The organism is Terrabacter aeriphilus (genome assembly GCF_039542985.1).
In the GTDB taxonomy this organism is placed as follows: Bacteria; Actinomycetota; Actinomycetes; order Actinomycetales; family Dermatophilaceae; genus Terrabacter; species Terrabacter aeriphilus.
Map to the genome: position 1 here is coordinate 87,789 of NZ_BAABIW010000009.1, position 24,089 is coordinate 111,877.

The 24,089-nt window shown below is 74.3% G+C and carries 21 protein-coding genes; 11 read left to right on the top strand and 10 right to left on the bottom strand.

All coding sequences use genetic code 11. The features are described 5' to 3' along the window. Nucleotides 1-16 precede the first annotated feature (16 nt). Nucleotides 17-580, bottom strand: coding sequence for a helix-turn-helix domain-containing protein (locus ABD979_RS05525; protein ID WP_345506449.1), 564 nt, complete (start codon nucleotides 578-580; stop codon nucleotides 17-19). 47 nt (nucleotides 581-627) lie between these two features. Here ABD979_RS05525 and ABD979_RS05530 point away from each other — a divergent pair, with 47 nt between their 5' ends. Together ABD979_RS05530 and ABD979_RS05535 are read left to right on the top strand one after the other, a co-directional pair. Further along, nucleotides 628-1,539 carry a class I SAM-dependent methyltransferase gene (locus ABD979_RS05530; RefSeq protein WP_345506450.1) on the top strand — a complete coding sequence of 304 codons (912 nt, stop codon included), beginning with the start codon at nucleotides 628-630 and terminating at the stop codon, nucleotides 1,537-1,539. A 26-nt stretch (nucleotides 1,540-1,565) separates the two neighbouring features. Further along, nucleotides 1,566-2,108, top strand: coding sequence for a hypothetical protein (locus ABD979_RS05535; RefSeq protein ID WP_345506451.1), 543 nt, complete (start codon nucleotides 1,566-1,568; stop codon nucleotides 2,106-2,108). Between the two features lie 17 nt (nucleotides 2,109-2,125). On the opposite strand, the gene ABD979_RS05540 is transcribed toward ABD979_RS05535, so the two are convergent. Then, complete coding sequence (locus ABD979_RS05540; RefSeq protein WP_345506452.1) at nucleotides 2,126-2,905, bottom strand: class I SAM-dependent methyltransferase; 780 nt, start codon at nucleotides 2,903-2,905, stop codon at nucleotides 2,126-2,128. Between the two features lie 43 nt (nucleotides 2,906-2,948). Next, nucleotides 2,949-3,401 carry an SRPBCC family protein gene (locus tag ABD979_RS05545; protein WP_345506453.1) on the bottom strand — a complete coding sequence of 151 codons (453 nt, stop codon included), beginning with the start codon at nucleotides 3,399-3,401 and terminating at the stop codon, nucleotides 2,949-2,951. A gap of 293 nt (nucleotides 3,402-3,694) precedes the next feature. Between ABD979_RS05545 and ABD979_RS05550 the strand changes: the two genes are divergently transcribed. Together ABD979_RS05550 and ABD979_RS05555 are read left to right on the top strand one after the other, a co-directional pair. Then, complete coding sequence (locus ABD979_RS05550; protein ID WP_345506454.1) at nucleotides 3,695-7,843, top strand: AAA domain-containing protein; 4,149 nt, start codon at nucleotides 3,695-3,697, stop codon at nucleotides 7,841-7,843. Between the two features lie 58 nt (nucleotides 7,844-7,901). Then, the gene (locus ABD979_RS05555; RefSeq protein WP_345506455.1) at nucleotides 7,902-8,294 is read left to right on the top strand and encodes a tetratricopeptide repeat protein; all 393 of its coding nucleotides are present in this window, start codon (nucleotides 7,902-7,904) and stop codon (nucleotides 8,292-8,294) included. A 155-nt stretch (nucleotides 8,295-8,449) separates the two neighbouring features. Here ABD979_RS05555 and mscL read toward each other — a convergent pair whose 3' ends face one another. The 5 genes from mscL to ABD979_RS05580 all read right to left on the bottom strand — a co-directional run bounded on the left by mscL (nucleotide 8,450) and on the right by ABD979_RS05580 (nucleotide 12,721). Continuing rightward, nucleotides 8,450-8,815, bottom strand: coding sequence for a large conductance mechanosensitive channel protein MscL (gene mscL, locus ABD979_RS05560; RefSeq protein WP_345506456.1), 366 nt, complete (start codon nucleotides 8,813-8,815; stop codon nucleotides 8,450-8,452). 106 nt (nucleotides 8,816-8,921) lie between these two features. Then, a complete protein-coding gene (locus ABD979_RS05565) occupies nucleotides 8,922-9,524 on the bottom strand; it encodes an SAF domain-containing protein (protein WP_345506457.1) in 603 nt (200 codons plus the stop codon). A gap of 245 nt (nucleotides 9,525-9,769) precedes the next feature. Beyond that, the gene (locus tag ABD979_RS05570) at nucleotides 9,770-10,684 is read right to left on the bottom strand and encodes an S-methyl-5'-thioadenosine phosphorylase (protein WP_345506458.1); all 915 of its coding nucleotides are present in this window, start codon (nucleotides 10,682-10,684) and stop codon (nucleotides 9,770-9,772) included. Between the two features lie 73 nt (nucleotides 10,685-10,757). Beyond that, nucleotides 10,758-11,126, bottom strand: a complete 369-nt coding sequence (locus ABD979_RS05575) for an FmdB family zinc ribbon protein (protein ID WP_345506459.1) — start codon at nucleotides 11,124-11,126, stop codon at nucleotides 10,758-10,760. Between the two features lie 74 nt (nucleotides 11,127-11,200). Continuing rightward, a complete protein-coding gene (locus ABD979_RS05580) occupies nucleotides 11,201-12,721 on the bottom strand; it encodes a potassium/proton antiporter (protein WP_345506460.1) in 1,521 nt (506 codons plus the stop codon). Between the two features lie 148 nt (nucleotides 12,722-12,869). Between ABD979_RS05580 and ABD979_RS05585 the strand changes: the two genes are divergently transcribed. Continuing rightward, nucleotides 12,870-15,476: a penicillin acylase family protein gene (locus tag ABD979_RS05585; RefSeq protein WP_425583916.1), complete on the top strand. Its 2,607-nt coding sequence runs from the start codon at nucleotides 12,870-12,872 to the stop codon at nucleotides 15,474-15,476. A gap of 45 nt (nucleotides 15,477-15,521) precedes the next feature. Here ABD979_RS05585 and ABD979_RS05590 read toward each other — a convergent pair whose 3' ends face one another. Further along, nucleotides 15,522-16,127 carry a 5-formyltetrahydrofolate cyclo-ligase gene (locus tag ABD979_RS05590; protein WP_345506461.1) on the bottom strand — a complete coding sequence of 202 codons (606 nt, stop codon included), beginning with the start codon at nucleotides 16,125-16,127 and terminating at the stop codon, nucleotides 15,522-15,524. A 59-nt stretch (nucleotides 16,128-16,186) separates the two neighbouring features. On the opposite strand from ABD979_RS05590, the gene glp reads away from it, so the two are divergent. From glp to ABD979_RS05615, 5 genes are all read left to right on the top strand, one after another. Continuing rightward, nucleotides 16,187-18,826: a molybdotransferase-like divisome protein Glp gene (gene glp / locus ABD979_RS05595; protein WP_345506462.1), complete on the top strand. Its 2,640-nt coding sequence runs from the start codon at nucleotides 16,187-16,189 to the stop codon at nucleotides 18,824-18,826. Between the two features lie 2 nt (nucleotides 18,827-18,828). After that, nucleotides 18,829-19,320: a cyclic pyranopterin monophosphate synthase MoaC gene (moaC, locus tag ABD979_RS05600; RefSeq protein ID WP_345506463.1), complete on the top strand. Its 492-nt coding sequence runs from the start codon at nucleotides 18,829-18,831 to the stop codon at nucleotides 19,318-19,320. After that, on the top strand, nucleotides 19,313-19,807 hold the full coding sequence (locus tag ABD979_RS05605; protein ID WP_345506464.1) for a MogA/MoaB family molybdenum cofactor biosynthesis protein: 495 nt from the start codon (nucleotides 19,313-19,315) through the stop codon (nucleotides 19,805-19,807). Before moaC ends, ABD979_RS05605 begins: the two co-directional genes overlap by 8 nt. 84 nt (nucleotides 19,808-19,891) lie before the next feature. Next, nucleotides 19,892-20,524 (top strand): GNAT family N-acetyltransferase, encoded by a 633-nt coding sequence (locus tag ABD979_RS05610; RefSeq protein WP_345506465.1) that lies wholly within the window; start codon nucleotides 19,892-19,894, stop codon nucleotides 20,522-20,524. A gap of 70 nt (nucleotides 20,525-20,594) precedes the next feature. After that, entirely contained in the window at nucleotides 20,595-21,638 is a 1,044-nt protein-coding gene (locus ABD979_RS05615) for a hypothetical protein (RefSeq protein ID WP_345506466.1), read from the top strand. A 237-nt stretch (nucleotides 21,639-21,875) separates the two neighbouring features. On the opposite strand, the gene ABD979_RS05620 is transcribed toward ABD979_RS05615, so the two are convergent. Continuing rightward, nucleotides 21,876-23,069 carry an AI-2E family transporter gene (locus ABD979_RS05620; protein WP_345506467.1) on the bottom strand — a complete coding sequence of 398 codons (1,194 nt, stop codon included), beginning with the start codon at nucleotides 23,067-23,069 and terminating at the stop codon, nucleotides 21,876-21,878. A gap of 151 nt (nucleotides 23,070-23,220) precedes the next feature. Between ABD979_RS05620 and ABD979_RS05625 the strand changes: the two genes are divergently transcribed. Next, nucleotides 23,221-24,084 (top strand): SDR family oxidoreductase, encoded by an 864-nt coding sequence (locus ABD979_RS05625; RefSeq protein ID WP_345506468.1) that lies wholly within the window; start codon nucleotides 23,221-23,223, stop codon nucleotides 24,082-24,084. Nucleotides 24,085-24,089 lie beyond the last annotated feature (5 nt).

The following is a 24,089-nucleotide window of genomic DNA, read 5'->3' on the forward strand; positions in this document are numbered from 1 at the left end:
CGGTCCGGCGCTCGCCTCAGGCGTCGAGGTGGGTGCGGCGACCCTCCCGGTCGAGCACGACGATGATCTCGACGGGGCCGTCGGGCGCGGTGATCGCGTGCGGCTCCATCGTCGAGAACTGCGCCGACTCGCCCTCCTCGACGAGCACGACGCGGTCGCCGAGGTGGAGGCGTGCCGTCCCCGAGAGCACGGTGAACCACTCGTGGCCCGGGTGCACGCCGAGCGAGCCGCGACGCGTCTTCGCCGTGATGCGCATCTTGGCGACGACGAGGCCGTTCGGGGCGTCCTCGCGGGTGAGCAGCCACGTCGTGTGGCCGTGGGCGGCGTTGCGCCGCGGCTTGATGACGACGTCGTCGTCGCGCGCCACCTCGACGAGCTCGTCGATCGTCGTGCCGAGCGCGCGGGCGATGGGCACGAGCTGGTCGATGGCGATGCGTCGGTGGCCGGTCTCGAGGCGGCTCAGCGTCGACGGGCTCATCGCGCAGCGCGCGGCCAGCACGTCGAGCGACCAGCCCCGGGCGAGCCGCAGCCCCCGGATCCGCGCGCGGATGACCGCCTCGAACTCCACGTCTTGCTGCATGCGCAAGAGTGTATGCGTTTGGCGCAAAACCGATCTACCGTGGCGTCATGAGCCAGCACCGTCACACACCCTCGCCGGGCGAGCGCGACCACCACGACCACAGCCACGCCCACTCGCATGACGGCGTCGACGACACCGGCCCCCTCGAGGACCTCCTCGACCTCGACGGCGAGGTGCTCGCCGACGCCTGGGACTCCGCCCTGGACCGCACGGTGGCGGCCCTCACCGCCGACCGCGGCGTCGCCCCGACCCGCCTCCACGTCGTCGACCTCGGCGCCGGCACGGGCACCGGCTCGCTCGGTCTTGCCCGGCGGCTGCCGACGGCCGAGGTGGTGGCCGTCGACGTGTCGGAGCCGTCCCTGGCCCGCCTCGCCGCCGCAGCCGCCGCGCGCGGCGTCGGCGACCGGGTGCGCCCGCTCGTGGCCGACCTCGACTCCGGCTGGCCGGCCCTGTTCGACGTCGACCTCACGTGGGCCTCGATGTCGCTCCACCACCTCGCCGACCCGGTGCGGGTGCTCTCCGGGCTGCGCGAGCACACCCGCAGCGGGGGAGTGGTGGCCGTGTGGGAGTTCGACGAGCCCCTGCGCTTCCTGCCCGACGACCTCGGCGTCGGCCGCTCGGGCCTCGAGGACCGGATGCTCGACGTGCTCGCGGGCGAGCACGCGACCAGCGTGCCGCTCATCGGCTCGCCGTGGCCCGCGCTGCTCGCGGACGCAGGCTGGACCGTCGTCGGGCAGCACGAGGTCGTCGTCGACGAGCCGTCGCCCACGCACCCGCTCGCCGGGCGCTACGCCCGGGCCTGGTTCGACCGGCTCGCCCACGGCCTCGACGGCCGCCTCGACGCCGACGACGCGGTCGCCCTGGCCGCCCTCCTCGACGACACCGGCCCGCACGCGCTCCTCGCCCGGGCCGACCTGCACCTGCGCGGCACACGGACCCTGACGATCGCCCGCCGCTGAGTCGCGCCCGGCGGCATGATGGGCCCATGAGGCGTCGGGGCAGGGGCGGGGTCGTGATCGCGTGCGTCGGGGCGGCACTGCTCGCCGGCTGCGGCTCGGGCGCGTCGCCCGGCGCGGGGGGCAACTCGACCCCGGTGCCGTCCGCCGGGGGCTACGGCTGGGTCGCCTTCGACCCGCCTCCCGGTGCCACCGGCGCGAGCGGCGCCCGGCTCGTCGCGCACACCCCTCCCGACGCCCTCGAGCTGGCCGGCCTGCGCCTCCCCGACGGCGCCGAGGTGCAGCGGGTGGAGACCCAGGCACCCGCTATGAAGGCCGAGAGCTTCCTCTTCGTCGTTCGCGCCGACCGCGCCTCGGCTGAGGCCGTCTGCGACGAGGCCGGACTCGGTGGCGCCCGCGTCGTCGCGTCGATCCCCGGCGACGCCGCCGCGAGCATGGTCGACCCCGTCGTCGGGCCCGGCTCGCGGTGGTGCTCCCGCGCCGACACGACCGGCGACCGCTGGGAGGGCTACGTGCTCATCGCCCCGGGCGACCCGGCGACGGTGCAGATCTCCGTGCAGCGCCCCCTCTGAGCGCTCGCTTCCCGTCGTCAGGTGCCGCAGAGGACGTATGCCGCCGTGCTCGGCAGGTGCAGCAGCCCACCCTCGGCCCGCTCCGACGCCGCCCTCCGGAAGTGCTGCTCGGCCGCCGCCTGCACGGCCGACGTCTGTGCCAGGTACGCCTGTCCCGCGGTGGCGACACCGCCGGCGATGCCGGCCCAGAGGTCGTCGACGGTGACGGCCCAGTCCCAGGCCAGCTCACGGGCGTCGAGCACCGTGAGGCCGGCGTCCTCGGCGACGCCCGCCAGGCCCTCCACCGAACGGTCGAAGTCGAGCTCCGGTGGCAACCGGCCACCGGGTGACACGACGACGCCCGCCGCGTCGAAGGCGTACGTCGTCAGCTCCGACCACGTGGGCGGGCTGGCCGTCCACGACGTCACCGCGACGCGGCCCCCGGGGCGCATGACGCGGGCCAGCTCGCGCGTGGCGGCCCGCGGGTCGCCGACGTGGTTGACGACGAAGTTGGCCGTCACCGCGTCGAAGCAGCCGTCGCCGAAGGGGAGTGCGGGCAGGGCAGCCCGGACCGCTCGGCCCGGCACGACGCGCTCGGTCAGCGCGCCCATGCCCGGGTCTGCGTCGACCGCGACGACGGTGCGCCCGTCCGCCGCGGCGCGCGCCGCGAGGTCACCGGTCCCCGAGCCGACGTCGAGGTGACGGCCCCCGCGCACCGCCACCGAGCGGGTGTCGTCGAGCAGCCGCTCGACCGTGCCGCCGCACAGGGTGGCGAACGACCGTTCGTACGCCTGCGCCACCCCGCTCCACGAGCTCACCGCACCATCCAACCCCACCGCGTGGGGCTGCGACGCGTCGGCGTCAGGTGGACAGCTCGCGGCGAAGCCACTCGTTGCGCTCGGCGAGGAGGCGCGGCAGGTAGCGGTCGAGGACGGCGCGCTCGGCGAGCCTGCCCAGGGGGCCGAGCGGGGCGGCATACCTGATCGTGTCGGTCATCAAGGTGGTGCCCGAGTCGCCGGCGGTGAAGGTGTGCTCGTGCCACCAGGCGGCGAACGGGCCGCGCTGCTGCTCGTCGACGAAGCGGACCGGCCGGTCGAAGGCCGTGATCGCCGACGTCATCGTGAACGGGAGCCCGAAGTGGCGCGCGCGCCACGTCACCTCGTCGCCCGGGCCGAGGAGCCCGCCGGCGGGGCGGCGCACGGCCTGCTCGTCGGAGCGGCCCATCGACGCGACGTGCGCGTCGACCGACAGCGAGAGGTCGAAGCAGTCCTCGGCGGACGCCGGCACGAGGGTCGCGAGGCGGAAGGTCGGCACCGCGCGAGCCTAGCCACGGCGTGCCACGTCTTCGACGACCGCGTCGGGCAGATCGGCTACGGGGTGCGCCCGTCGGCCCGGCGACGCGGGCTCGCCTCGTGGGCGGCGTGCTCGAGCAGGTCCGGGACGAGGAGCACGGGCCGGTGCGGCGCTACTGGGTGCCGGTGCCCGCGTGACCCGAGGGTCGATCGGCGAAGAGTCGGCGGGTCCCTGCGGGGAGCGCTGCGCGGTTTGCCGGTGCGCTGGGGCTGTCGGTGTCCTCCACGGTCAGCAACGTTCGTTAGCCTGCAGGAATGACCGAAGCCCCCAGGACCGACCCTGCCCGTCAGGCCGAGTCGGGCACGGGTGACCCGCGGGCCGACCGCGTGGCCGCCGCGGTGCGGACCTGGCAGCGCACCCTCGTCGACCTCGGCGGCCGCAACACGCTGCTCTGGTACCGCGACCTCCCCTCCGGCACGCTCGACCTCACGACGGCGCACCCGGGCGGCGTCTCGATGCTGCTCGCCGGGCGGCGCACCCGCCTGTCGGACCTCGTCCGCGAGCCGGCCGCCTTCGAGGAGGCCCGGCGCCGGGCGCGGGCGATCCGCTCCAAGGCGCTCGAGCTGCGCGAGGAGCGCGGCATCGCGGCCGGCTTCGTGGCGATCGGCATGGCGACGTGGTCGGTGCCCCGCGCGGCGCGGCCGCCGGCCTCGCCCGTGCTGCTCCGCTCGTGCGTGCTGCGCCCGACCGGCGCGGCCCAGGAGGACTTCGAGATCGACCTCGGCCCCGAGGTCGAGTTCAACCCGGTGCTGCGCGAGTACCTCCGGTCCGAGCAGGGCATCGAGCTCGACGGCGAGGCGCTCGCCGACCTCGCGACGGCGACGAACGGCTTCGACCCCTACCCCGTCTACGCCGCGCTCGAGTCCGCCTGCGCGCGGGTGCCGGAGTTCGACATCACGCCGCGGCTCGTGCTCGGCACCTTCTCCTACGCCAAGCTGCCGATGGTGGCCGACCTCGCGCTGCAGGGCGCGTCCCTCGCCGACCACGACGTCGTCGCCGCCCTCGCCGGCGACGAGTCGGCCCTCGCGGCCGTGCGGATGCGCCTGCCCGACGCCGAGGCCGACCCGGACCCCGAGCACGAGCACCTCGTGCTCGACGCCGACTCCTCGCAGCACGCCGCCATCGACGCCGTGCGGGCGGGTGCCCACCTCGTCATCAAGGGCCCTCCCGGCACCGGCAAGTCGCAGACGATCGTCAACCTCATCGCCTCGCTCGCCGCGGAGGGCAAGTCGACGCTCTTCGTCGCCGAGAAGCGGGCGGCCATCGACGCCGTGCTCGGGCGGCTCGATCGCCTCGGCCTCGGTGACCTCGTGCTCGACGCCTACGACGGCACGACGAACAAGCGCGCCACCGCCCAGCAGTTCGCCCGCAGCCTCGACGCGGCCGTGCAGGACGGCGCCACCGACGTCGACCGCACGACGGGCACCCTCCGCGAGCGACGGGGCCGGCTGACGGCCCACCTCAAGGCGCTCCACGAGCAGCGCCAGCCCTGGGGGGTCTCGGCCCACGAGGTGCAGGAGGCGCTCGTCGAGCTGGCCACCCGCACGCCGGCGCCCACGTCGGCCGTGCGCCTGACCGGCGGCGACCTGACGGGCATGACCCGCGCCCGGGCCGTCGAGCTCGGTCGCCGGCTGCGCGACGCCGCCGGCCTCGGGGCCTGGACCCGCGACGGTGACGACCCGTGGTTCGGCGCGCGGATCCTCACGCCCGACGATGCCGCCAAGGCGCTCGACATCACGACCCGCCACAGCACGGGCGGCCTCGACGAGGCTGCTGGTGAGCTCAACCGCATCCTCTCGGAATCGCATGTGCCGGAAGCGAACTCGCTCGAAGACTGGAAAGCGGCCTTCGAGACGATGTCACGGGTGCGCGAGACCCTCGAGGTGTTCCGCCCCGAGGTCTTCGACATCCCGCTCAAGGAGCACATCGCCGCGACGGGCACCCGCGACTGGCGGCAGAACCGCGACATCGACATGGGCTGGCTCGCCCGGTGGCGGGTGCGCCGCCAGACCAAGCGGCTGCTGCGCCCCGGCCGCCCGCCCGCCGACCTCCACGGCGAGCTCGTCTCGGCGAGCGAGCAGCGCGACCACTGGTTCGCCCTCGTCGGCGGCGGCGGACGCCCGGAGATCTCGCCCCGGCTCGACGAGGGCCTCGCGCGCCTCGGCGCCCTGACGGCAGACCTCGAGTGGCTCGACGACCGGCTGCAGACCGGCCCCGCCTCCGAGCGCCTCGTCGTCCTGCCCCTGCGCGAGCTGCGCGAGCGCCTGGCCGACCTTGCGAGCCGACCCGAGCGGATCGCCGTGCTGCCCCACGTGACGGCCGCGCTCGACGACGTGCGCAGTGCCGGCCTCGGCGGGGTCGTCGACGACCTGGCCCGGCGCGGCGTGGCCACCGACCACGTGACGGCCGAGGTCGACCACGTCTGGTGGGCCTCGCTCGTGCAGGAGATCACGGTGCGCGACCCCGCCTACGGCGCGCACGACGGAGCCGGGCTGCGCCGCGACGCCGCCGAGTTCGCCGAGGCCGACCACGCGCACCTCGCGGCGACCGTCGAGCGCGTGCGCGCCGCGGTCGCCCGCAACGTGCGCGAGGTGCTCTCCGACCACCCCGCCCACGAGGCGCTCGTGCGCTCCGAAGCCGGAAAGGCCCGCCGGCACAAGCCGCTTCGCGATCTCATGCCCCAGGCCGCGGCCACGCTCACGGCGATCAAGCCCTGCTGGGCCATGAGCCCGCTCGTCGTCGCCTCGGCCCTGCCGCCCGGGCGCTGGTTCGACGTCGTCATCTTCGACGAGGCCTCGCAGGTGCAGCCGGCCCAGGCCATCGCCGCCATCGCCCGCGGGCGCCAGGTCGTCGTGGCCGGTGACGAGCGGCAGCTGCCGCCGACCAACTTCTTCACCGTCGTCTCCGACGACGACGGTGCGCAGCCGGCCGAGGCCGACGAGGTGCTCACCGAGGGCTTCGAGTCGGTGCTCGACGTGCTCGCGGCAGCCCTGCCGACCCGCGACCTGACGTGGCACTACCGCAGCCGCGACGAGCGACTCATCGCGTTCGCCAACCGCGCCGTCTACGACGGTCGCCTCACGACGTTCCCCGGCACCTCCATCGAGTCGGCGGTCACCTTCGAGCCCGTCGACGGCCAGGCCGTCGTGCAGCCCGGGGTCGACACCATCGAGACGACCGACGGCGAGGTCGCCCGGGTCGTCGAGCTCGTGCTCGAGCACGCCCGCACGAGGCCCGAGGAGTCCCTCGGCGTCATCACGCTCGGGATCAAGCACGCCGACCGCATCGACGACGCCGTGACCGCGGCCCTGCGCACGGCACCGGACGTCGCCGCCTTCTTCGACGACACCCGCGACGAGCGCTTCTTCGTCAAGAACCTCGAGCGCGTGCAGGGCGACGAGCGCGACGCGATCATCCTGTCCATCGGCTACGGCAAGACGCCCCACGGCCGGGTGCTCCACCGCTTCGGTCCGCTCAACATCGAGGGCGGCGAGCGCCGGCTCAACGTGGCCATCACGCGCGCCCGAGCCCGAATGACGGTCGTCTCGGCCCTGCGCGCGAGCGACCTCGACCCCGAGCGCCTCAAGGCCCGGGGCGCGACGATGCTGCGCGACTTCCTCGCCTACGCCGAGAGCCGGGGCGACAGCGGCCACGAGGGCACCCTCTTCGCCACGGCGACGGTGTCGCACGACCCGCTGCGCCACGACCTCGCCGAGCGCCTGCGCCGGGAGGGGCTCACCGTGCACGAGGACTACGGCACCGCCGACCAGCGCATCGACCTCGCCATCGAGGACCCCTACCACCGCGGTCGGGCGCTCGTCGCCGTCGAGACCGACGGGGTGAGGTATGCCGCCCTGCCGAGCACGCGCGACCGTGACCGACTGCGCCCGGAGCAGCTCGCCCGGCTCGGCTGGGTGCACGAGCGGGTGTGGAGCACCGACATCTTCCGTGACCCGGCACGCGAGATCGCCCGGCTCGTCACGGTCGCCCGCACGGCATCGCCCCCGGCAGCGCCGGAGCCCGAGGACGCCCCGGCATCCGGCGGCGCGGACGGCACGGCCGGCGGCAAGCCGGGCGCCGGGGTGGACGACACGGCGCACCACACGAAGGCCGGCGGTGCGACAGCCGGCGCGGACCAGGCGTCATCGCGGTCTGCCGGCGCGGCGGCGACGTCGGCTCATGCGGCTGCTCCGAAGCCGAAGCGCAAGCGCCGCAGGGTCTTCCGCAAGGGAACCGGCGAGGCCGCGTCGGCGCCGGACGCCTCGGAGCCCGGTGCCGCCGAGCCCGGGGGCGCGCTGCGCCGCAACAGCGACGAGCTCGACCTCGGCTGGGGCGAGCGCCCGTCGGGCTCCGGCGTCGGTGACCGGTGGCTCGAGGAGCAGCGCCCGCCGCACTACGAGTGACCGGTGGGGTGGCGAGGCCCACCGGAATGCCGTGACCCGCGGCGGCGTTGGAGGGCGCATGAACACCACGACTCCGTTCTCGCTGCGCCTCTCGATGGCTCAGGGTCTCTTCGAGCGGGGCGACCACCTGGCCGCCGCCACGGCGCTGGCCGAGCTCGTCGACGAGGTGGAGTCGCCCGAGTCGGGCGAGACCCTGCTCCACGGCACGACCGACCTGCGGCTGCTCCTCGCGCGCGCCTACTTCCACTCGGCCCAGTTCGGCCGGGCGGAGGCGACGCTGACCCGCATCATCGAGGAGTCGCCGACCGAGGCCTACGCCCACCTGCTGCTCGGCCGCACCCTGCAGCGGGCCGGCCGGCACGAGGAGGCGGCCCGGCCGCTCGCCCTCGCCGAGCTCCTCGGTGACTACGAGCGTCCCCAGGCCTACGGCGGTCCCGTCAGCGACCGCTGAACCGCCATCGTTCGCCGGCGTCGTGGGTCGAGGTCTGCCGTCGCGCCCCGGCGCCCCGGATCACCTCGACCCGCTCAGGGCGGCATCGAGCGTGACGGGCCCGACGACGACGGGGCGGGGACCGATCGGTCCCCGCCCCGTCGTCGATGCGCAGGTCAGCGGGCCCGCAGGCTGTCGCGGATCTCGGTGAGCAGGATGACCTCCTCCGAGGGGGCCTCGGGCTCGGGCTCGACGCCCTTCTTGCGGAGGGCGGCCAAGCGGTTCATCGGCACGACGACGATGAAGTAGACGGCCGCGGCCACGATGACGAACGTGACGAGCTGGGTGAGGAAGAGGCCGACGCTGACGCCTTCGGGCTTGAACGAGGAGAAGTCCGGCTTGCCGCCGATCTTGCCGATGAGGTCCATGATGACCGTGACGAAGGCCTCGACGACCTTGGCGAACGCGGTGCCGATGACGACGGCGACCGCGAGGTCGACGACGTTGCCCCGCATGAGGAAGTCCTTGAAACCCTTGAGCATGAGATCCCCTTCCTGGGCCCCCGCGACCCGGGTGCCGACGTGTGCTGCGCGGACCGATGGTCCTGGTGCGGGTGTGCCGCATGGGACGGGACCCGACGGGACGAGACTACTGCCCCGGTGAGCCGTTGCGCCGGAGCGCGACGACGAGGGTCTGGCCGGCGTCGAGCGCGCTGAGGCTGCGCGCGACCGCGGCAGCGCGAGCCGGGTCGAGGGCGACGGTGATCCGCGGTGGCGCGGCGGACGCGAGGCCGCCGGACTCGGTGCCCTGCTGCACGGTGAGGACCGCCACGTCGGCCGCCACCCGGTCACCGCTGCCGGTCGCGTAGAGGTCGACCCGACTGCCGGGCCGCACCCCGACCGAGGCGGTGTCGAGCACGGGCACGCCGAGGGCGACGAGGTCGGCGGGCTGGCCCGCGAGCAGGTCGGGGCCGAGCAGGCGCGAGGCCGTGACGACCTCGTGGGTGGCGAGCGGGCCGGCCGCCACCCGACCGACCGCGGCGTCGACCGAGTCGAGGGCCGTCTCCGGTCGTGAGCCGACCGGGCGTGGCGCCAGCTCGACGTCGTCGCGCCCGATGACGGCCCCGGCCGCCACGTCTCGTGCCACGACGACGGTCGCGACCCCCGTGCCGGCTGTGGCGGGCGGTCGCAGGCTGGCCACGGCGACCAGCGTTCCGGCGGCGGCGAGGACGGCGGCGACCCACCGGCGCACGAGGGCTCGCCTCGCCTGCCGCCGGCGCGGCCCGTCGGGCCGGCGCCCGGCGCGGCGCCCACCGTGCCAGCCGCGCGCGGCTCGTCCGGCACGCCCGTCAGCCCGGTCAGCCCGTCCAGCCCGTCCAGCTCGTCCGGTTCGCCCGGCCCGCTCCGTCGCGCCGCTGCGCCGTGTTCCTCCGGCGAGCCCACGCCGGCGCGCCCGCGTGGACGGGGGGCGTGGGGCGGGCGGCCGCTCCCCGGGCATCAGGGCAGGGTGAGCGGCAGCTCGAGCCCGTCGAGCGCGCGGCGGCACGGGCAGGTGGCGAGCTCGTCCGGCTCGTGGGCCGGCAGCTGGCCGATGGCGTCGCGGAGGATGCCGGTGAGGTGCTCGACGTTCGTGGCGAAGACCCGCAGCACCTCGTCGTGGCTCACGGCGTCCCCGCCCTCGACACCCGCGTCGTGGTCGGTGACGACGGCGATCGTCGTGAAGCAGAGGGCGAGCTCGCGGGCCAGGGCGGCCTCGGGCATCGTCGTCATGCCGACGATGCCGAACCCCGCCTGCTGGTGCATGAGGGACTCGGCGCGCGAGGAGAACCGTGGCCCGTTGACGACGACGAGGGTTCCGTCGGCCACCACGGGGAGCGGCGAGAGGCGCCCCGCGTCGACCGCGACCTGGCGCCCGTTGGGGCAGTACGGGTCGGCGAAGCCGACGTGCACGACCGGCCCCTCCTGCTCGTAGAACGTGTGCGCCCGTCCCCACGTGCGGTCGACGACCTGGTCGGGCACGACGACGGTGCCGGGACCGTGCTCGGGGCGGAGCGAGCCGACGGCGCACGGCGAGAGCACCTGCCGGACGCCCACGGCGCGCAGGGCCCAGAGGTTGGCGCGGTAGTTGACGCGGTGCGGCGCGAAGCGGTGGCCCTTGCCGTGCCGGGCGACGAACGCGACCGAGCGCCCCTCGACCTCACCGATGACGAGCGGGTCGCTGGGACGCCCGAAGGGCGTGTCGACCTCGACCGTCTCGTAGTCGTCGAGGAACTCGTAGAGGCCCGAGCCGCCGATGACGCCGATCTCGGCGCGCGGCCCGTCCGTGGCACCGGCTGTGGATCCGGTCGGGTCCACGCCCGCGTCGACGGGAGATGGCGGGGTCGCGGTGGGCGGCGTCGGGGAAGTCGTCATGCCCCGAGCCTAGGGCGGTCGCCCTCCCCGCCGGACGGCATACGGCCGCGGCTGGGGACAACCTCGCGGAGCCTCAGGGGGCTGTGGACGACGTGCTGCCCGACGAGCCCGACGACGACGTCGAGGAGCCCGACGTGCCCGAGGACGTCGACGTGCCGGACGTCGAGCCCTTCGCCGACTCCTTGGTCGACTCCTTGGCGGCGCCCGCGTCGCTGCCGGACGACTTCTCGGACGGCGTCGTGCTGCCCGCCCCCTTCGTCGACGCGCGCGAGTCGGTCTTGTAGAAACCGGAGCCCTTGAAGGCGATGCCGACCGGGTGGATCACCTTGCGCAGCCGCGGGGTCCCGCACTCCGGGCACACCGTCAGGGCGTCGTCGGTGAACGACTGGCGGATGTCGAAGGCGTGACCGCACTCGGGGCACGCGTAGGAGTAGGTCGGCACTGGTGAACCTCGGGCGTTCGGAGCGGACGGGTGGGGCGTGGCAGAGGGGCCCGCGAAACGGGCCGTCCGCCAGTCTACGGCCAGCCGGCGAGACGCCCACCCTGGCTGATCTCGCGGATCCGGCGCTCGGTGCGGGCCTTGACCTTCGAGGTCGTCACGACGAGCAGCTGGTCGCCGTGGCGGATCGTCGTGTGGGGCTCGGGCACGAAGCCCTCGCCGCCCCGCACGACGAGGGTGACGTTGGCGCCCTTGGGCAGGCGCAGCTCGAAGACGGCGACGCCGTGGAGGCGCGACTCCGCCCCCACCGTCACCTGGATGACGTCGGCGCTGATCGCCATGAGCGAGGTCGACTCGAGGTCGACGTCGACGGAGTGCACCTGCTCGGTGAGCCCGAGGCGCTTCGCGACCCACGGCAGGGTCGGGCCCTGGATGATCGTGAAGACGACGACGAGGACGAAGACGAGGTCGAAGATCCACTCGGTGTCGGGCGTGCCCGTGACGAGGGGCACGGTGGCGAGCACGACGGGGACCGCGCCGCGGAGGCCGGCCCACGACAGGAAGACCTGTTCGCGCCAGGGGATGCGGAACCACGACACCGACGCGACCACCGAGAGCGGGCGGGCGACGAGCAGCAGGACGAGCCCGATGACGACCGCCTTGACGAACATCTCGCCGAGCCGGGTCGGGTCGGCGAGCAGGCCGAGCAGCACGAAGAGCCCGATCTGGGCGATCCACCCCAGGGCGTTGCCGAAGCTCTGGAAGGCGGCGCGGTTGGGCAGTCCCATGTTGCCGAGCACGAGGGCGGAGAGGTAGGTCGCGAGGAAGCCCGAGACGTGGACGGCCGCGCCGACGGCATACGCCAGCACCGTCAGCGCGACGACCCCGATGGAGAAGAGGGCGGAGGACGCGCCCGCGACGCGCTTGAGCAGCTGGCCGCCGAGCCAGCCGACGGAGACGCCGACGAGCGCGCCGCCCGCGAGCTCGACCCCGGTCTCGAAGAGGAGCACCCACCACGGGTGGGCCTCGCCGCCCGGCAGGCCCTGCGCGGCGAACGCGACGACGAGGATGACGACGGGCGCGTCGTTGAAGCCGGACTCCGCCTCGAGCATGCCGGAGATGCGGCGGGGGAGCGCGACGTTGCGCAGCACCGCGAAGACGGCCGCGGCGTCGGTCGAGGAGACGATGGCGCCGATGAGGAGCGAGATGGTCCACGACAGCGGCAGGAACGCGTGCGCGGCGACGGCGACGACGAGCACCGACACGACGACCCCGAGCGTCGAGAGCAGTGCGGCCGGCGCGACCGACCGCTTGATGTTGCCCCACGAGGTCGTGAGGCCACCCTCGGCGAGGATGAGCACGAGGGCGGCGTAGCCGAGCACCCGCGTCGTCGAGGCGTCGTCGAACTGGATGCCCGCGCCGGCGTTGCCGAGCGCGAGGCCGATGCCGAGGTAGATGAGCAGCGACGGCAGGCCCGAGCGGACCGAGAGCCGCACGGCGGCGACCGCGACGAGGAGCACCAGCGAGCCGATGAGGAGCACGCGCGTCAGGTCGTCGAGAGTCATGCTCGTCGACGTGATGGACGCGAGTGCGGTCACGGGCGGCTCCTCCGGTCTCGGCCAATCCAACCATCCCGCCCGATCGCGCCGACGACCGGTCCGCGGCGCGGTCGCACCGGCTCGGCGGCGCGGTGGACACCGGCCGAGGCTGCCCGGGATGCCCGACCTCGTGGCCTAGGCTCAGGGCGTGTCACGGTTGAAGCGCGCCCGTCGGATCCTCCTGCTCCTCGCCGTCCTCGTCGTCATGGCGGTGGTCGGGGTGGGGATCCTCGCGATCGGCGTGGTGCGCCAGTCGTTCCCGCAGACCGCGGGCCAGCTGGAGATCGAGGGCCTCACGAGCTCGGTCTCGGTGCAGCGCGACGCGCGCGGCGTGCCGACGATCACGGCCGACAACGCCAAGGACCTCTTCCGGGCGCAGGGCTTCGTCAGCGCGCAGGACCGGTTCTTCGAGATGGACCTGCGCCGGCACATCACGGCCGGGCGCCTGTCGGAGCTCGTCGGCGACGCCGGCATCGAGAAGGACAAGGTGATCCGGGCCATGGGCTGGCGCCGGGTCGCCGAGGCCGAGCTGCCCAAGCTCGCCCCGGAGACGCGGCAGTACCTGCAGGCCTACGCCGACGGCGTCAACGCCTACATCAAGACGGTGGAGTCGCCGGAGAAGATGTCGCTCGAGTACACCGTGCTCGCCCGCCGCAACCCCAACTACCGCGTCGAGCCGTGGTCGCCGGTCGACTCGCTCGCGTGGCTCAAGGCCATGGCGTGGGACCTGCGCGGCGACTACAACGACGAGCTCGCCCGGGCCCGGCTCTCGCGGAGCAACCGCTCGGTCAAGCAGATCGGCCTGCTCTACCCGCAGTACCCCGCCGACCGGAACGCGCCGATCCTCTCCGACCGGGACTGGCAGCCCGCCTCCGACAGCGGCCCGCGCGACCAGGCGGCCGGCCCTGCGCCGAGCGCGCTGACGGCGGCCACGGCGGTGCGCTCCGGCGGCGGCCGCGACGCCGTCGACTCCACGCTCGCGGCGCTCGCCGCCGTGCCCGTGACGCTGGGCCGCGGCGACGACATCGGCTCGAACTCGTGGGTCGTCTCCGGCTCACGCACGACGACGGGCAAGCCGTTGCTCGCCAACGACCCCCACCTCGGGCTGACCATCCCCGGCATCTGGACGCAGGTGAACCTCCAGTGCCGCCAGGTGAGCGCGGCCTGCCCCTTCCGGGTGTCGGGCTACACCTTCTCCGGCCTGCCCGGGGTCGTCATCGGCCACAACGACCGCATCGCGTGGGGCATGACGAACCTCGGCCCCGACGTCACCGACTTCTACCTCGAGCAGGTCACCGGTGAGACCTACCTCCGCGACGGCGAGAGCGTGCCGCTCACCTCGCGCGAGGAGGTCATCAAGGTCGCGGGCGGCCCCGACGTGCGGCTGACCGTCCGGTCGACCGTGCACGGGCCGATCCTCTCCGACGTCGTGCGCGGCATCGAGGAGGCGGGTGACCGCACCGTCGTGCGCGGGGCCCCGCAGACCAACCGGTATGCCGTGTCGCTGGCCTGGACGGCGCTGACACCGGGCACGACCGCCGACGCGATCTTCGCCCTCGACAAGGCCCGTGACTGGACCGAGTTCCGCAAGGCGGCCGCGCTCTTCACCGTGCCGGCCCAGAACCTCGTCTACGCCGACACGGCCGGCCACATCGGCTACCAGGCCCCGGGGCAGATCCCGGTCCGCCGGTCGGCGACCCCCGCGGCGCCCCCCGGCTTCTGGCCGTCGCCCGGGTGGGACTCGCAGTGGGACTGGAAGGGCTTCGTGCCCTTCGAGGACCTGCCGCACAGCTTCGACCCCGCCGAGGGCTTCATCGTCACGGCGAACCAGGCGGTCACGTCGAGCTCGACGCCGTTCCTCACGTCCGAGTGGGACTACGGCTTCCGCGCCCAGCGCATCCGCAACCTGCTCGCCGCGACCCCGAAGGTCTCGCCGGAGACGATGTCGCGGATCCAGGGCGACACGACGAACACCTACGCGCCGGGCCTCGTCAAGCGCCTGCTCGCCGTGCAGGTCGACGACTTCACGGCCCAGGCGCAGCGCCTCCTCAAGGGGTGGACCGGTGACCAGCCGAACGACAAGTCGCGCGACTCGGCGGCGGCGGCGTACTACAACGCGGTCTGGAAGCACCTGCTCGAGTTCACCTTCGACGAGCTGCCGCCGGACATCGCCCCCGACGGCGGCAGCCGCTGGATGGTCGTGATGGAGCAGCTGCTCAAGGACCCGAAGAACGACTGGTGGGACGACAAGACGACGCCCGGCCTCACCGAGGGCTCCGGCGAGATCGTCAAGCGGGCCCTCGTCGAGGCGCGTCTCGACCTCGCCCGCGAGCTCGGCAAGGTGCCCGCGACCTGGCGCTGGGGCCGGCTGCACCAGCTCGACCTCAAGCACCAGGTGATGGGCGGTGACGGCGTGCCCGGCGCCGTTCAGGACCTCTTCAACCGCGGCGGCATCGAGCTCGGCGGCGGCAGCTCCATCGTCAACGCCAACGGCTGGAACGCCTCGCAGCCCGGCTACGGCGTGACGACGGGCCCGTCGATGCGGATGGTCGTCGACCTCGGCAACCTCGACGCCTCCCGCTGGGTCAACGCGACGGGTCAGTCGGGGCACGCCTACGACGACCACTACTCCGACCAGATCGACGCGTGGGCGGCGAACGAGAGCTTCCCGTGGCCGTTCACGGCGACCGCGGTGGGCGAGGCCACGGAGGACGAGCTGACGCTCGTGCCGCCGGCCAGCTCGTCCACGTCCTGACGCGGGGCCGGGCCGCCCGAGCAGGTATGCCGTCCGGCCGGCTCCTCAGCGCAGCCGCACGACCCGGCCGGTCGTCGTCACGTAGCCGTCGACCGACACGTCGTGCGGGTCGCTCGGTAGGTCGAGCTCGCTCTGCTCGCCCTCGTGCAGCAGCGTCACGACCGGCGCGGCCGGGTCGCGGTGGCGCAGGGCCCGGTCGTAGCAGCCCCCGCCCTGCCCGAGGCGCGTGCCGTGGCGGTCGACCGAGAGGCCCGGAGTGACCACGAGGTCGCAGGCGGCGAGGGCGTCGACGCCCAGCCACCCGGCGCGCTCGGCCGGGGCGGGAGCCCCACCCCGGCGGGTCACGGTGGCGCGGTCGCCGACCGCGCCCGGCACGGCATACCTCCACTCGAGGCTGAAGTCGTCGAGCGTGACGGGCACGATGACCACGTGCCCGGCCGCGAGGAGCGCCTCGACGAGGCGGCCGGTCGGGGGCTCGTCGGGCAGGGACTCGTAGACGGCCACCCGCGACGGGTCCGGCACGAAGCGCAGCACGGCCGCGGCGAGGGCGGCGGCCGCCGCCTCCCGGGCGCCGTCGTCGAGGCCCGCCGTGAGCGCGAGGCGGCGGGCGCGGGCGGCGTGACGCAGGTCACGCTTGGTCGCGTCGCTCACGGTCTCGGGATTGCACGCTCGGGGCTGACGCACATGCCAGCCATCGTAGGGTGAGCCCCATGACTGACCAGGGGCTCCGCGCGTCCGTCGACCTGATGCGCCAGCGGGGCCTCGGTCCCGAGGCGATCCGGGTCTTCGAGCACTACTACGAGCAGCTCAAGGGCGGCGCCCAGGGCACCATCCCCGAGGACTCCATCGAGCCGCTGCGCGAGGTCCAGCGGCTGCGCGAGGTGAGCGTCTCCGACGAGGAGGCACGGACCGCCCTGTCGCAGACCGCGATCATCAAGCTCAACGGCGGGCTCGGCACCGGCATGGGCATGACGGGCGCGAAGTCGGCGCTCGAGGTCAAGGACGGGCTGACCTTCCTCGACATCATCGCCCAGCAGGTGCTCGCGCTGCGCGAGCGGTGGGACGTCGAGCTGCCCCTCGTGCTGATGAACTCCTTCCGCACGTCGGAGGAGTCGCTCGAGATCCTCTCGAAGTACCCCGACCTGCCGGTCGAGGGGCTGCCGCTCGACTTCATCCAGAACGCGGAGCCGAAGCTCTGCCCGGAGGACCTCACCCCGGTGCAGTGGCCGGCCGACCCCGAGCTCGAGTGGTGCCCGCCCGGCCATGGCGACATCTACGTCTCGCTCGTCACCTCGGGCGTGCTCGACGCCTTGCTGGAGAAGGGGATCCGCTACGCGTTCCTCTCCAACTCCGACAACCTCGGCGCCACCTGCGATCCCGAGGTGGCCGCGTGGATGGTGGCGCACGGCCTGCCGTTCGTCGCCGAGGTCTGCAAGCGCACGAAGAGCGACCGCAAGGGCGGTCACCTCGCGGTGCGCAAGGCCGACGGTCGCATCGTGCTGCGCGACACGGCGATGGTGGCCGAGGGCGAGGAGCGCTTCTTCCGCGACATCAAGCGCCACGACACCTTCAACGCGAACAACATCTGGATCGACCTGCGGGTGCTGCGCGAGCGGATGACCGAGATGCAGGGCGTGCTCGGGCTGCCGATCATCGTCAACCGCAAGAACGTCGACCCGGCCGACCCCGCCTCGCCCGAGGTGATCCAGATGGAGTCGGCCATGGGCACGGCCATCGAGGTCTTCGAGGGCAGCGAGGCGATCCTCGTGCCGCGCTCGCGGTTCCGGCCGGTCAAGACGACCAACGACCTGCTCGTCATCCGCTCCGACTTCTTCTCCCTCGACGAGAGCTTCCACGTCGTCGCCGCGGGTGACGGTCCCGAGCCCTTCGTCGACCTCGACTCCGCCTACCGCTTCGTGCCGAACTTCGAGAAGCGCTTCCCGCACGGCGTGCCCTCGATGAAGGAGTGCACGAGCCTGCGGGTCATCGGCGACCCCGTCTTCGGCCGCAACGTGCGGTGCGTCGGCGAGGTCCTCATCGACGGCTACCGGCGCGTGCTCGACGACGCGGTGCTCGGCGAGCTGCCCACGCCGGTCGCCCCGCCCGCCACGGGCACCGGCCTGCGGACCGTCGACGAGCACCTCAAGGCCATCCTCTCGACGCTCCAGCCGTCGCCGACCCAGCTCACGCCGCTCACCGAGGCGCTCGGTCTCGTCGTGGCGCGGGACGTCCGCGCGAAGGTCGACCTGCCGCACTTCGACAACTCGTCGATGGACGGGTATGCCGTGCAGGCCGCCTCGCTCGAGGGCGCGGACGGCTCGCCGGTGCGCCTGCGCATCGTCGGGGAGGTCGCGGCCGGCGGTGACCCGACCTTCACGGTGCAGCCCGGTGAGGCGGCCCGGATCATGACCGGCGCGCCCATGCCCGCCGGCGCCGACGCCGTCATCGCCGTCGAGGACACCGACGGCGCGGCGACCGGCGAGGTCGAGTGCCGCGCCGCCACCCGGCCCGGCCGCTACGTCCGGCCTCGCGGCGAGGACGTCACCACCGGCACGGTCATCGTCTCGGCGGGGGAGGTCGTCGGTCCCCGCACCATCGCGCTGCTCGCCGCCTGCGGGCACGCCGGCGTCGAGGTGCACCGTCGGCCCCACGTCGTCGTACTCTCGACCGGCGCCGAGCTCGTCGAGCCGGGGAAGCCCCTGGGGCCCGGCCAGATCCACGACTCGAACTCGTTCATGCTCTGGGCGGCCGCCGTCGGCGCGGGTGCCTCGGCCGAGATCCGCGCCGCCGTGGGTGACTCGGAGGACGAGCTCCTCGAGGTGCTCGACGAGGTCGTCGCCGAGGCCGACGCCGTGATCACGAGCGGCGGGGTGTCGATGGGCGCCTACGACGTGGTCAAGAGCGCACTCAAGGGCGAGGGCATCGACTTCGTCAAGGTGGCCATGCAGCCGGGCAAGCCGCAGGGCTACGGGCTCCTCACCGGGCCGGGCGGCCGGCGCGTGCCGATCTTCGCCCTGCCGGGCAACCCCGTCTCCTCCTTCGTCTCCTTCGAGGTCTTCGTGCGCCCGGCCCTGCGCCGCCTCATGCGCCTGTCGCCGGAGAAGCGACGGCTCCGGCCCGCCACCCTCATCTCGGGTGTCGAGTCCTTCGAGGGGCGGCGCCAGTTCGGCCGGGCCGTCGTGTCGCGCTCGGCCGAGGGCACCCTCGTGGCCGTGCCCGTCGCGGGCCAGGGCTCGCACTTCGTGGCCGACCTGTCCCGCGCCAACGCCCTCTTCGTCGTGCCCGAGGACGTCACCGAGCTCGTCGCGGGCGAGGTCGTCGACGTGCTCGTGCTCGACCAGGAGGCCTGAGGATGGCCGCCCCCGACCCCACCCCCGCCTCGGGGCTCACCCACGTCCGGGCCGACGGCAGCGCCCACATGGTCGACGTGTCGGCCAAGGCGGTGACGGCCCGCGAGGCGAGCGCCGCCGGGCGCGTGCTCCTGTCGGCCGAGGCGGTCTCGGCCCTCCGCTCGGGCGCGGTGCCCAAGGGTGACGCGCTCGCCGTGGCCCGGATCGCCGGCATCCAGGCGGTCAAGCGGACGCCGGAGCTCATCCCGCTCGCCCACCCCATCGCCGTGCACGGCGTCGAGGTCGACGTCGTCGTGGCCGACGACGGCGTCGACATCACGGCGACCGTGCGCACCGCCGACCGCACCGGCATCGAGATGGAGGCCCTGACGGCCGTCTCGGTCGCGGCGCTCGCGCTCGTCGACATGGTCAAGGCCGTCGACAAGCACGGCCGCATCACCGACGTGCGGGTCACCGCGAAGTCCGGCGGGCGATCGGGGGACTGGCATGAGTGAGGCGTTCGGAACGGGCCGTCGGGCCGTCGTGGTCACGGCCTCGACCCGGGCCGCGGCAGGCGTCTACCCGGACCGCTCGGGGCCGGTGCTCGTCGAGCGCCTGCGGGCCTGGGGCTTCGAGGTGACCGGCCCCGTCGTCGTGCCCGACGGCGACGAGCTCGGCCGGGCCCTGCGCGAGGTGCTCGCGGGCGAGCCCGAGCTCGTGCTGACGACCGGGGGCACGGGGCTCACGCCCACCGACGTGACCCCGGAGCAGACCTCGCCCCTGCTCGACAGGCTCGTGCCCGGCGTGGCCGAGGCGATCCGGGCGGCCGGCGTCGCCAAGGGCGTGCCCACGGCCATGCTGTCGCGGGGCCTGGTCGGTCTCGCGGGCCGCACCCTGGTGGCCAACCTGCCCGGTTCGCGTGGCGGGGTGGCCGACGCGCTCGACGTGCTCGAGCCGGTGCTCGGGCACGCGCTCGACCAGGTCCCCGGCAGCGACCACTGAGGTGGCGACCGAGGTGACGCGCCCCGAACACCGCGAGCACCGCGTGTGCCGTGAGCGGCTCGTGGCGGGAGGCGAGCGGTGAGGATGCCGTGGCGGCCGCACCGCGACGGCCAGGCGCGCTGGCCCGTGGTGCTGCGCGACTCCTCCGCCGAGCCCGCCATCGTGCTGCGCCCGCTCCGGGTCGACGACGAGCGCGAGTGGCAGCGCGTGCGCGGCGAGAACGCCGACCACGTGCGCCCGTGGGAGCCGACGCTGCCGCCGGGCTCGGCCGCGCGCGCCCCGGTGTCGTTCCGCCAGTTCGTTCGCGACCTCGACGTCGAGGCGCGCGCCGACCGGGCCATGCCGTGGTGCATCGAGGTCGGCGGGCGCATCGTCGGCCAGGTGCACCTCTTCGGGATCGTCCGGGCCGCCCAGCAGTCGGGGGCCGCGGGCTACTGGCTCGACGCCGGCGCGACGGGGCGGGGGATCGCGACACGGGCCCTCGCGCTCGCCCTCGACCACGCGTTCGGGGCGGGTGGGCTGCACCGGGTCGAGGTCAACATCCGGCTCGACAACGAGCGCTCGCTGCGCGTCGTCGAGCGACTGGGCTTGCGGGACGAGGGAATTCGCGAGCGCTACCTGCACATCGACGGTGCGTGGCGCGACCACCGGTCGTTCGCGCTGACCGTCGAGGACCTGGCCGGATCGTCGGTGCTGGCCCGCTTGTCACAGTCGTAACACCAGCCTCTTGCGCGACACGCCTCGAATGTGCGGGGTCGCGTCGCGGCCGGGACCTACGGTGGTGCCCGTGCCAGTCAGCAGCCTCATCTTCGTCGTGATCGTGGCGATCTGGGCTGCATACCTCGTGCAGCACTGGGTGCGCCGCCGCGAGGAGGCCGCCGCCACGCGGTCCGTCGACGGCTTCACCGAGGCGATGCGCGTGCTCGAGAAGCGGCCCCTGCTGCCGTCGACCGAGCTGCGCCCACCGCGCCCGCACTCGTATGCCGTCCAGCCCGCGCGCACCGCCCGCCCCACCGTCGACGTGAAGCGGGCCGTGCCGGCCGGGTCCTCGCGTCGCAGCTCGCCCCTCGTGGCGCGCCGCCCCGAGCCGGTCGCGGCCGGCCACGCCCCCCACGCCGAGGTGGACCGTATGCCCTCGACCACGCCCCGCGCCCAGCGGCAGGAGCGCCCCGGTGCGACCCGCCCGGGTGCGCGGGCCGCTCGCCGGGTCTCGCTCGCGCAGCGCCGCCTGCGCGCGGCGCTGCTGCTCGCGTCGCTCGCCTGGGTGCCGGTGTCGCTCGTCCTCGCCGTCACCGGCGTGCTGCTCTGGGTCTCGGTCCCGTTCGCCCTCGTCACGGTGGGCGCCGTCCTCTTCTGGCTCCGCGCCGAGGCGCAGGCCGACCGTCGCCGAGCCGCCGACGCCGGCCGTGGGCAGCGGGCCCGCGGTCGCCACGTCGACGAGGACGCGCACGAGCACGCCGCTGCCGACTGGGAGCTCGAGCCGTCGATCGATGCGACGCAGGTCATCCGCAGCGCGGTCGCCGCCGCTCCCACCGCCGCCGCCCCCGAGCGTCGTGAGCCCGCTGCCGGCGTCTTCGACGTCCAGGCGGCGATGACGGGCGAGGTGCCCGTCGCGGCTCCCGCGGCCGTCGAGGACGACGCGGCCGTGCGCGAGGGCAGCTGGAGCCCCGTCCCGGTGCCCCGCCCGACCTACACGATGAAGGCCAAGGCCGAGCCGCGCTGGACCGACAGCGGCATCCCGGCCGACGTCTTCGACACCCCCGAGTTCGCCGACGAGGCCGAGGAGCTGGACGACCGGGCCCTCTTCGCCCGCAGGGCCGTCTCGCAGTAGCGAACCGTTCGACAGAGGGGGCGATCCGCGCGAGCGGGTCGCCCCCTCTGCCGTTCCCGCCCTCTGCCGTTCCCGCCCTCTGCCGTTCCCCCTCGACCGCCCGACCGGAAGCACCGACCCCGGAAGAGCACCGAACCCGGAGGCCGAGCCCGGACAGCGCAGTGCCCAGCCCCCGACGTGGGGAGCTGGGCACTCGGACGTGCGGCGGCGGGCCCGAGCCGGGCACGCCACCCGGGGTCAGGCCTGCGCTGGCGCCCCGCCGTCGTCGGCGGACGCGGTCAGCTCGCGATCGAGGTCGGCTCGCGACTCGTCGCTGAAGAGGTGCTTGCCCACGGCGTTCAGCACCGCCGCGAACGGCACGGCGACGAGCGCGCCGACGATGCCGGCGACGATCGAGCCCGTCGCGATGGCGAGGATGACGGCGAGCGGGTGCACGCTGACGGCCTTGCCGAGCAGGAACGGCTGGAGCACGTGCGACTCGAGCTGCTGCACGCCGATGACGACGGCCAGCATGATGAGCGCGACACCGGGCCCGTGCGCGACGAGCGCGAGCAGCACCGCCACGGCCCCCGAGAGCAGCGCTCCGACGATGGGGATGAACGCGAGGAGGAAGACGAGGATCGCGATGGCGAAGGCGAACGGCACCTTGAGGATGGCTGCGCCGACCGAGATGCCGACGGCGTCGACGAAGGCGACGATCATCGTGGCCCGCACGAACGCCGACAGCTGGTGCCAGGCGATGAAGCCCGAGGAGTTCACGCGCGGACGCGTGGCGCTCGGGAAGAGCCGCACGATCCAGCTCCAGATGCGCTGGCCCTCGTAGAGGAAGAAGAAGAGCGAGAAGAGCGCGATGAACAGGCCCGCGACGAAGTGCGTGGCCGTGAGGCCGACCGAGGTCGCGGTGTCGCCGAGGTTGCCCGAGCTGCTCACCTTGTCGCGGAGCGTGTCGAAGTACTCGTTGAACTGCGCGTCGGTGATCTTGAACGTCGTGCGCACCCAGTCGCGGATCCGCTCGAGGCCGGCGGCCACCTGGCTCGTCAGGTCGGAGAAGCCGCTGCTGAACTGCGAGCCGACGAGCGTGAAGAGGGCGCTGACGAGCACGATGGTGCCGAGCACGGTGAGCCCCGCCGCACCGCCCGCCGGCATCCGGCGGTGCAGCCAGGCCGTCACGGGGTGCAGCAGCGCCGCGAGGAGGATGGCGATCGCGATGGGCACGATGATCTCGGAGACCGAGCGCACGGCCATCGAGAGCAGGTAGACGGCGGCGCCGATGAGCAGCAGGCGCCACGCCCAGTCGGCCGCCACCCTGATGCCGGGCGGCACGGCGGCCGCCTCGATGCCGGGCAGCTCCGTGTCGTCGGAAGGGCGGGTCGCCGGGGTGGGCCGGTCGTCGGCGGGCGCGCCGGAGGGGGCGGCAGGGTTGTCGGTCACGAGCACACCGTATGCCGGGTCGGGCCCCGCGTGCGTCACCGGCCGCCCCAGCGTCGTCCCTTGCGTCGTCCTTCGCGTCGTCCTTCGCGTCGGCCGTGTTCGTCGGCCGTGTTCGTCGGCCGGGTCCCGGGCGGGTGCGTAGGGTCGGGTCATGGCCGACGACACCGCGAACCCACCGACCCTCGCCGTGACGGGCTCGACGGGCTGGCTGGGCGGTCTCGTCGCGCGCGACCTCGCCGGGCGGGGCGTGGCCCAGCGCCTCCTCGTGCGCGACCTGGCCCGGGCTCCCGAGCTGCCCGGCGCGGTCGCCGCGGCCTGCACCTACCGCGACGGCGAGGCGTCGCGGGCGGCGCTCGAGGGTGTCGGGACGCTCTTCATGGTCTCGGCCGCCGAGAGCGAGGACCGCCTCGAGGAGCACCGCTCCTTCGTCGACGCCGCCGCCGCGGCCGGCGTGCGCCACGTCGTCTACGTCTCGTTCTTCGGTGCCTCGCCCGAGGCGACCTTCACCCTCGCCCGCGACCACGCCGCCACCGAGGCGCACCTGCGCGCGTCGGGCCTGGCCTGGACGTTCCTGCGCGACAACCTCTACCTCGAGTTCATCGACCAGATGGTCGGCGACGACGGCGTCGTCCGGGGCCCGGCGGGAGCGGGACGCGCCGCGGTCGTCTCGCACGACGACATCGCCCGGGTGGCGGTCGCCGTGCTGCTCGACCCCGCCGCCCACGCCGGCGCGACCTACGACCTGACCGGCCCGGAGGCACTGACCTTCGCGGAGATGGCGCAGGTCGTCGGCGAGGTGACGGGCCGCCCGGTCACCTTCCACGACGAGACGATCGAGGAGGCGTACGCCTCGCGCGCGGCCTACGGGGCACCCGACTGGCAGGTGGACGCCTGGGTCTCGACGTACACGGCGGTCGCCGCCGGTGAGCTCGACGGGGTCAGCGACGCCGTGGAGCGGCTGACGGGACGTCGCCCGACGTCGCTGAGGGAGCACCTCGAGTCGCGTCGGGGGTAGTCGCC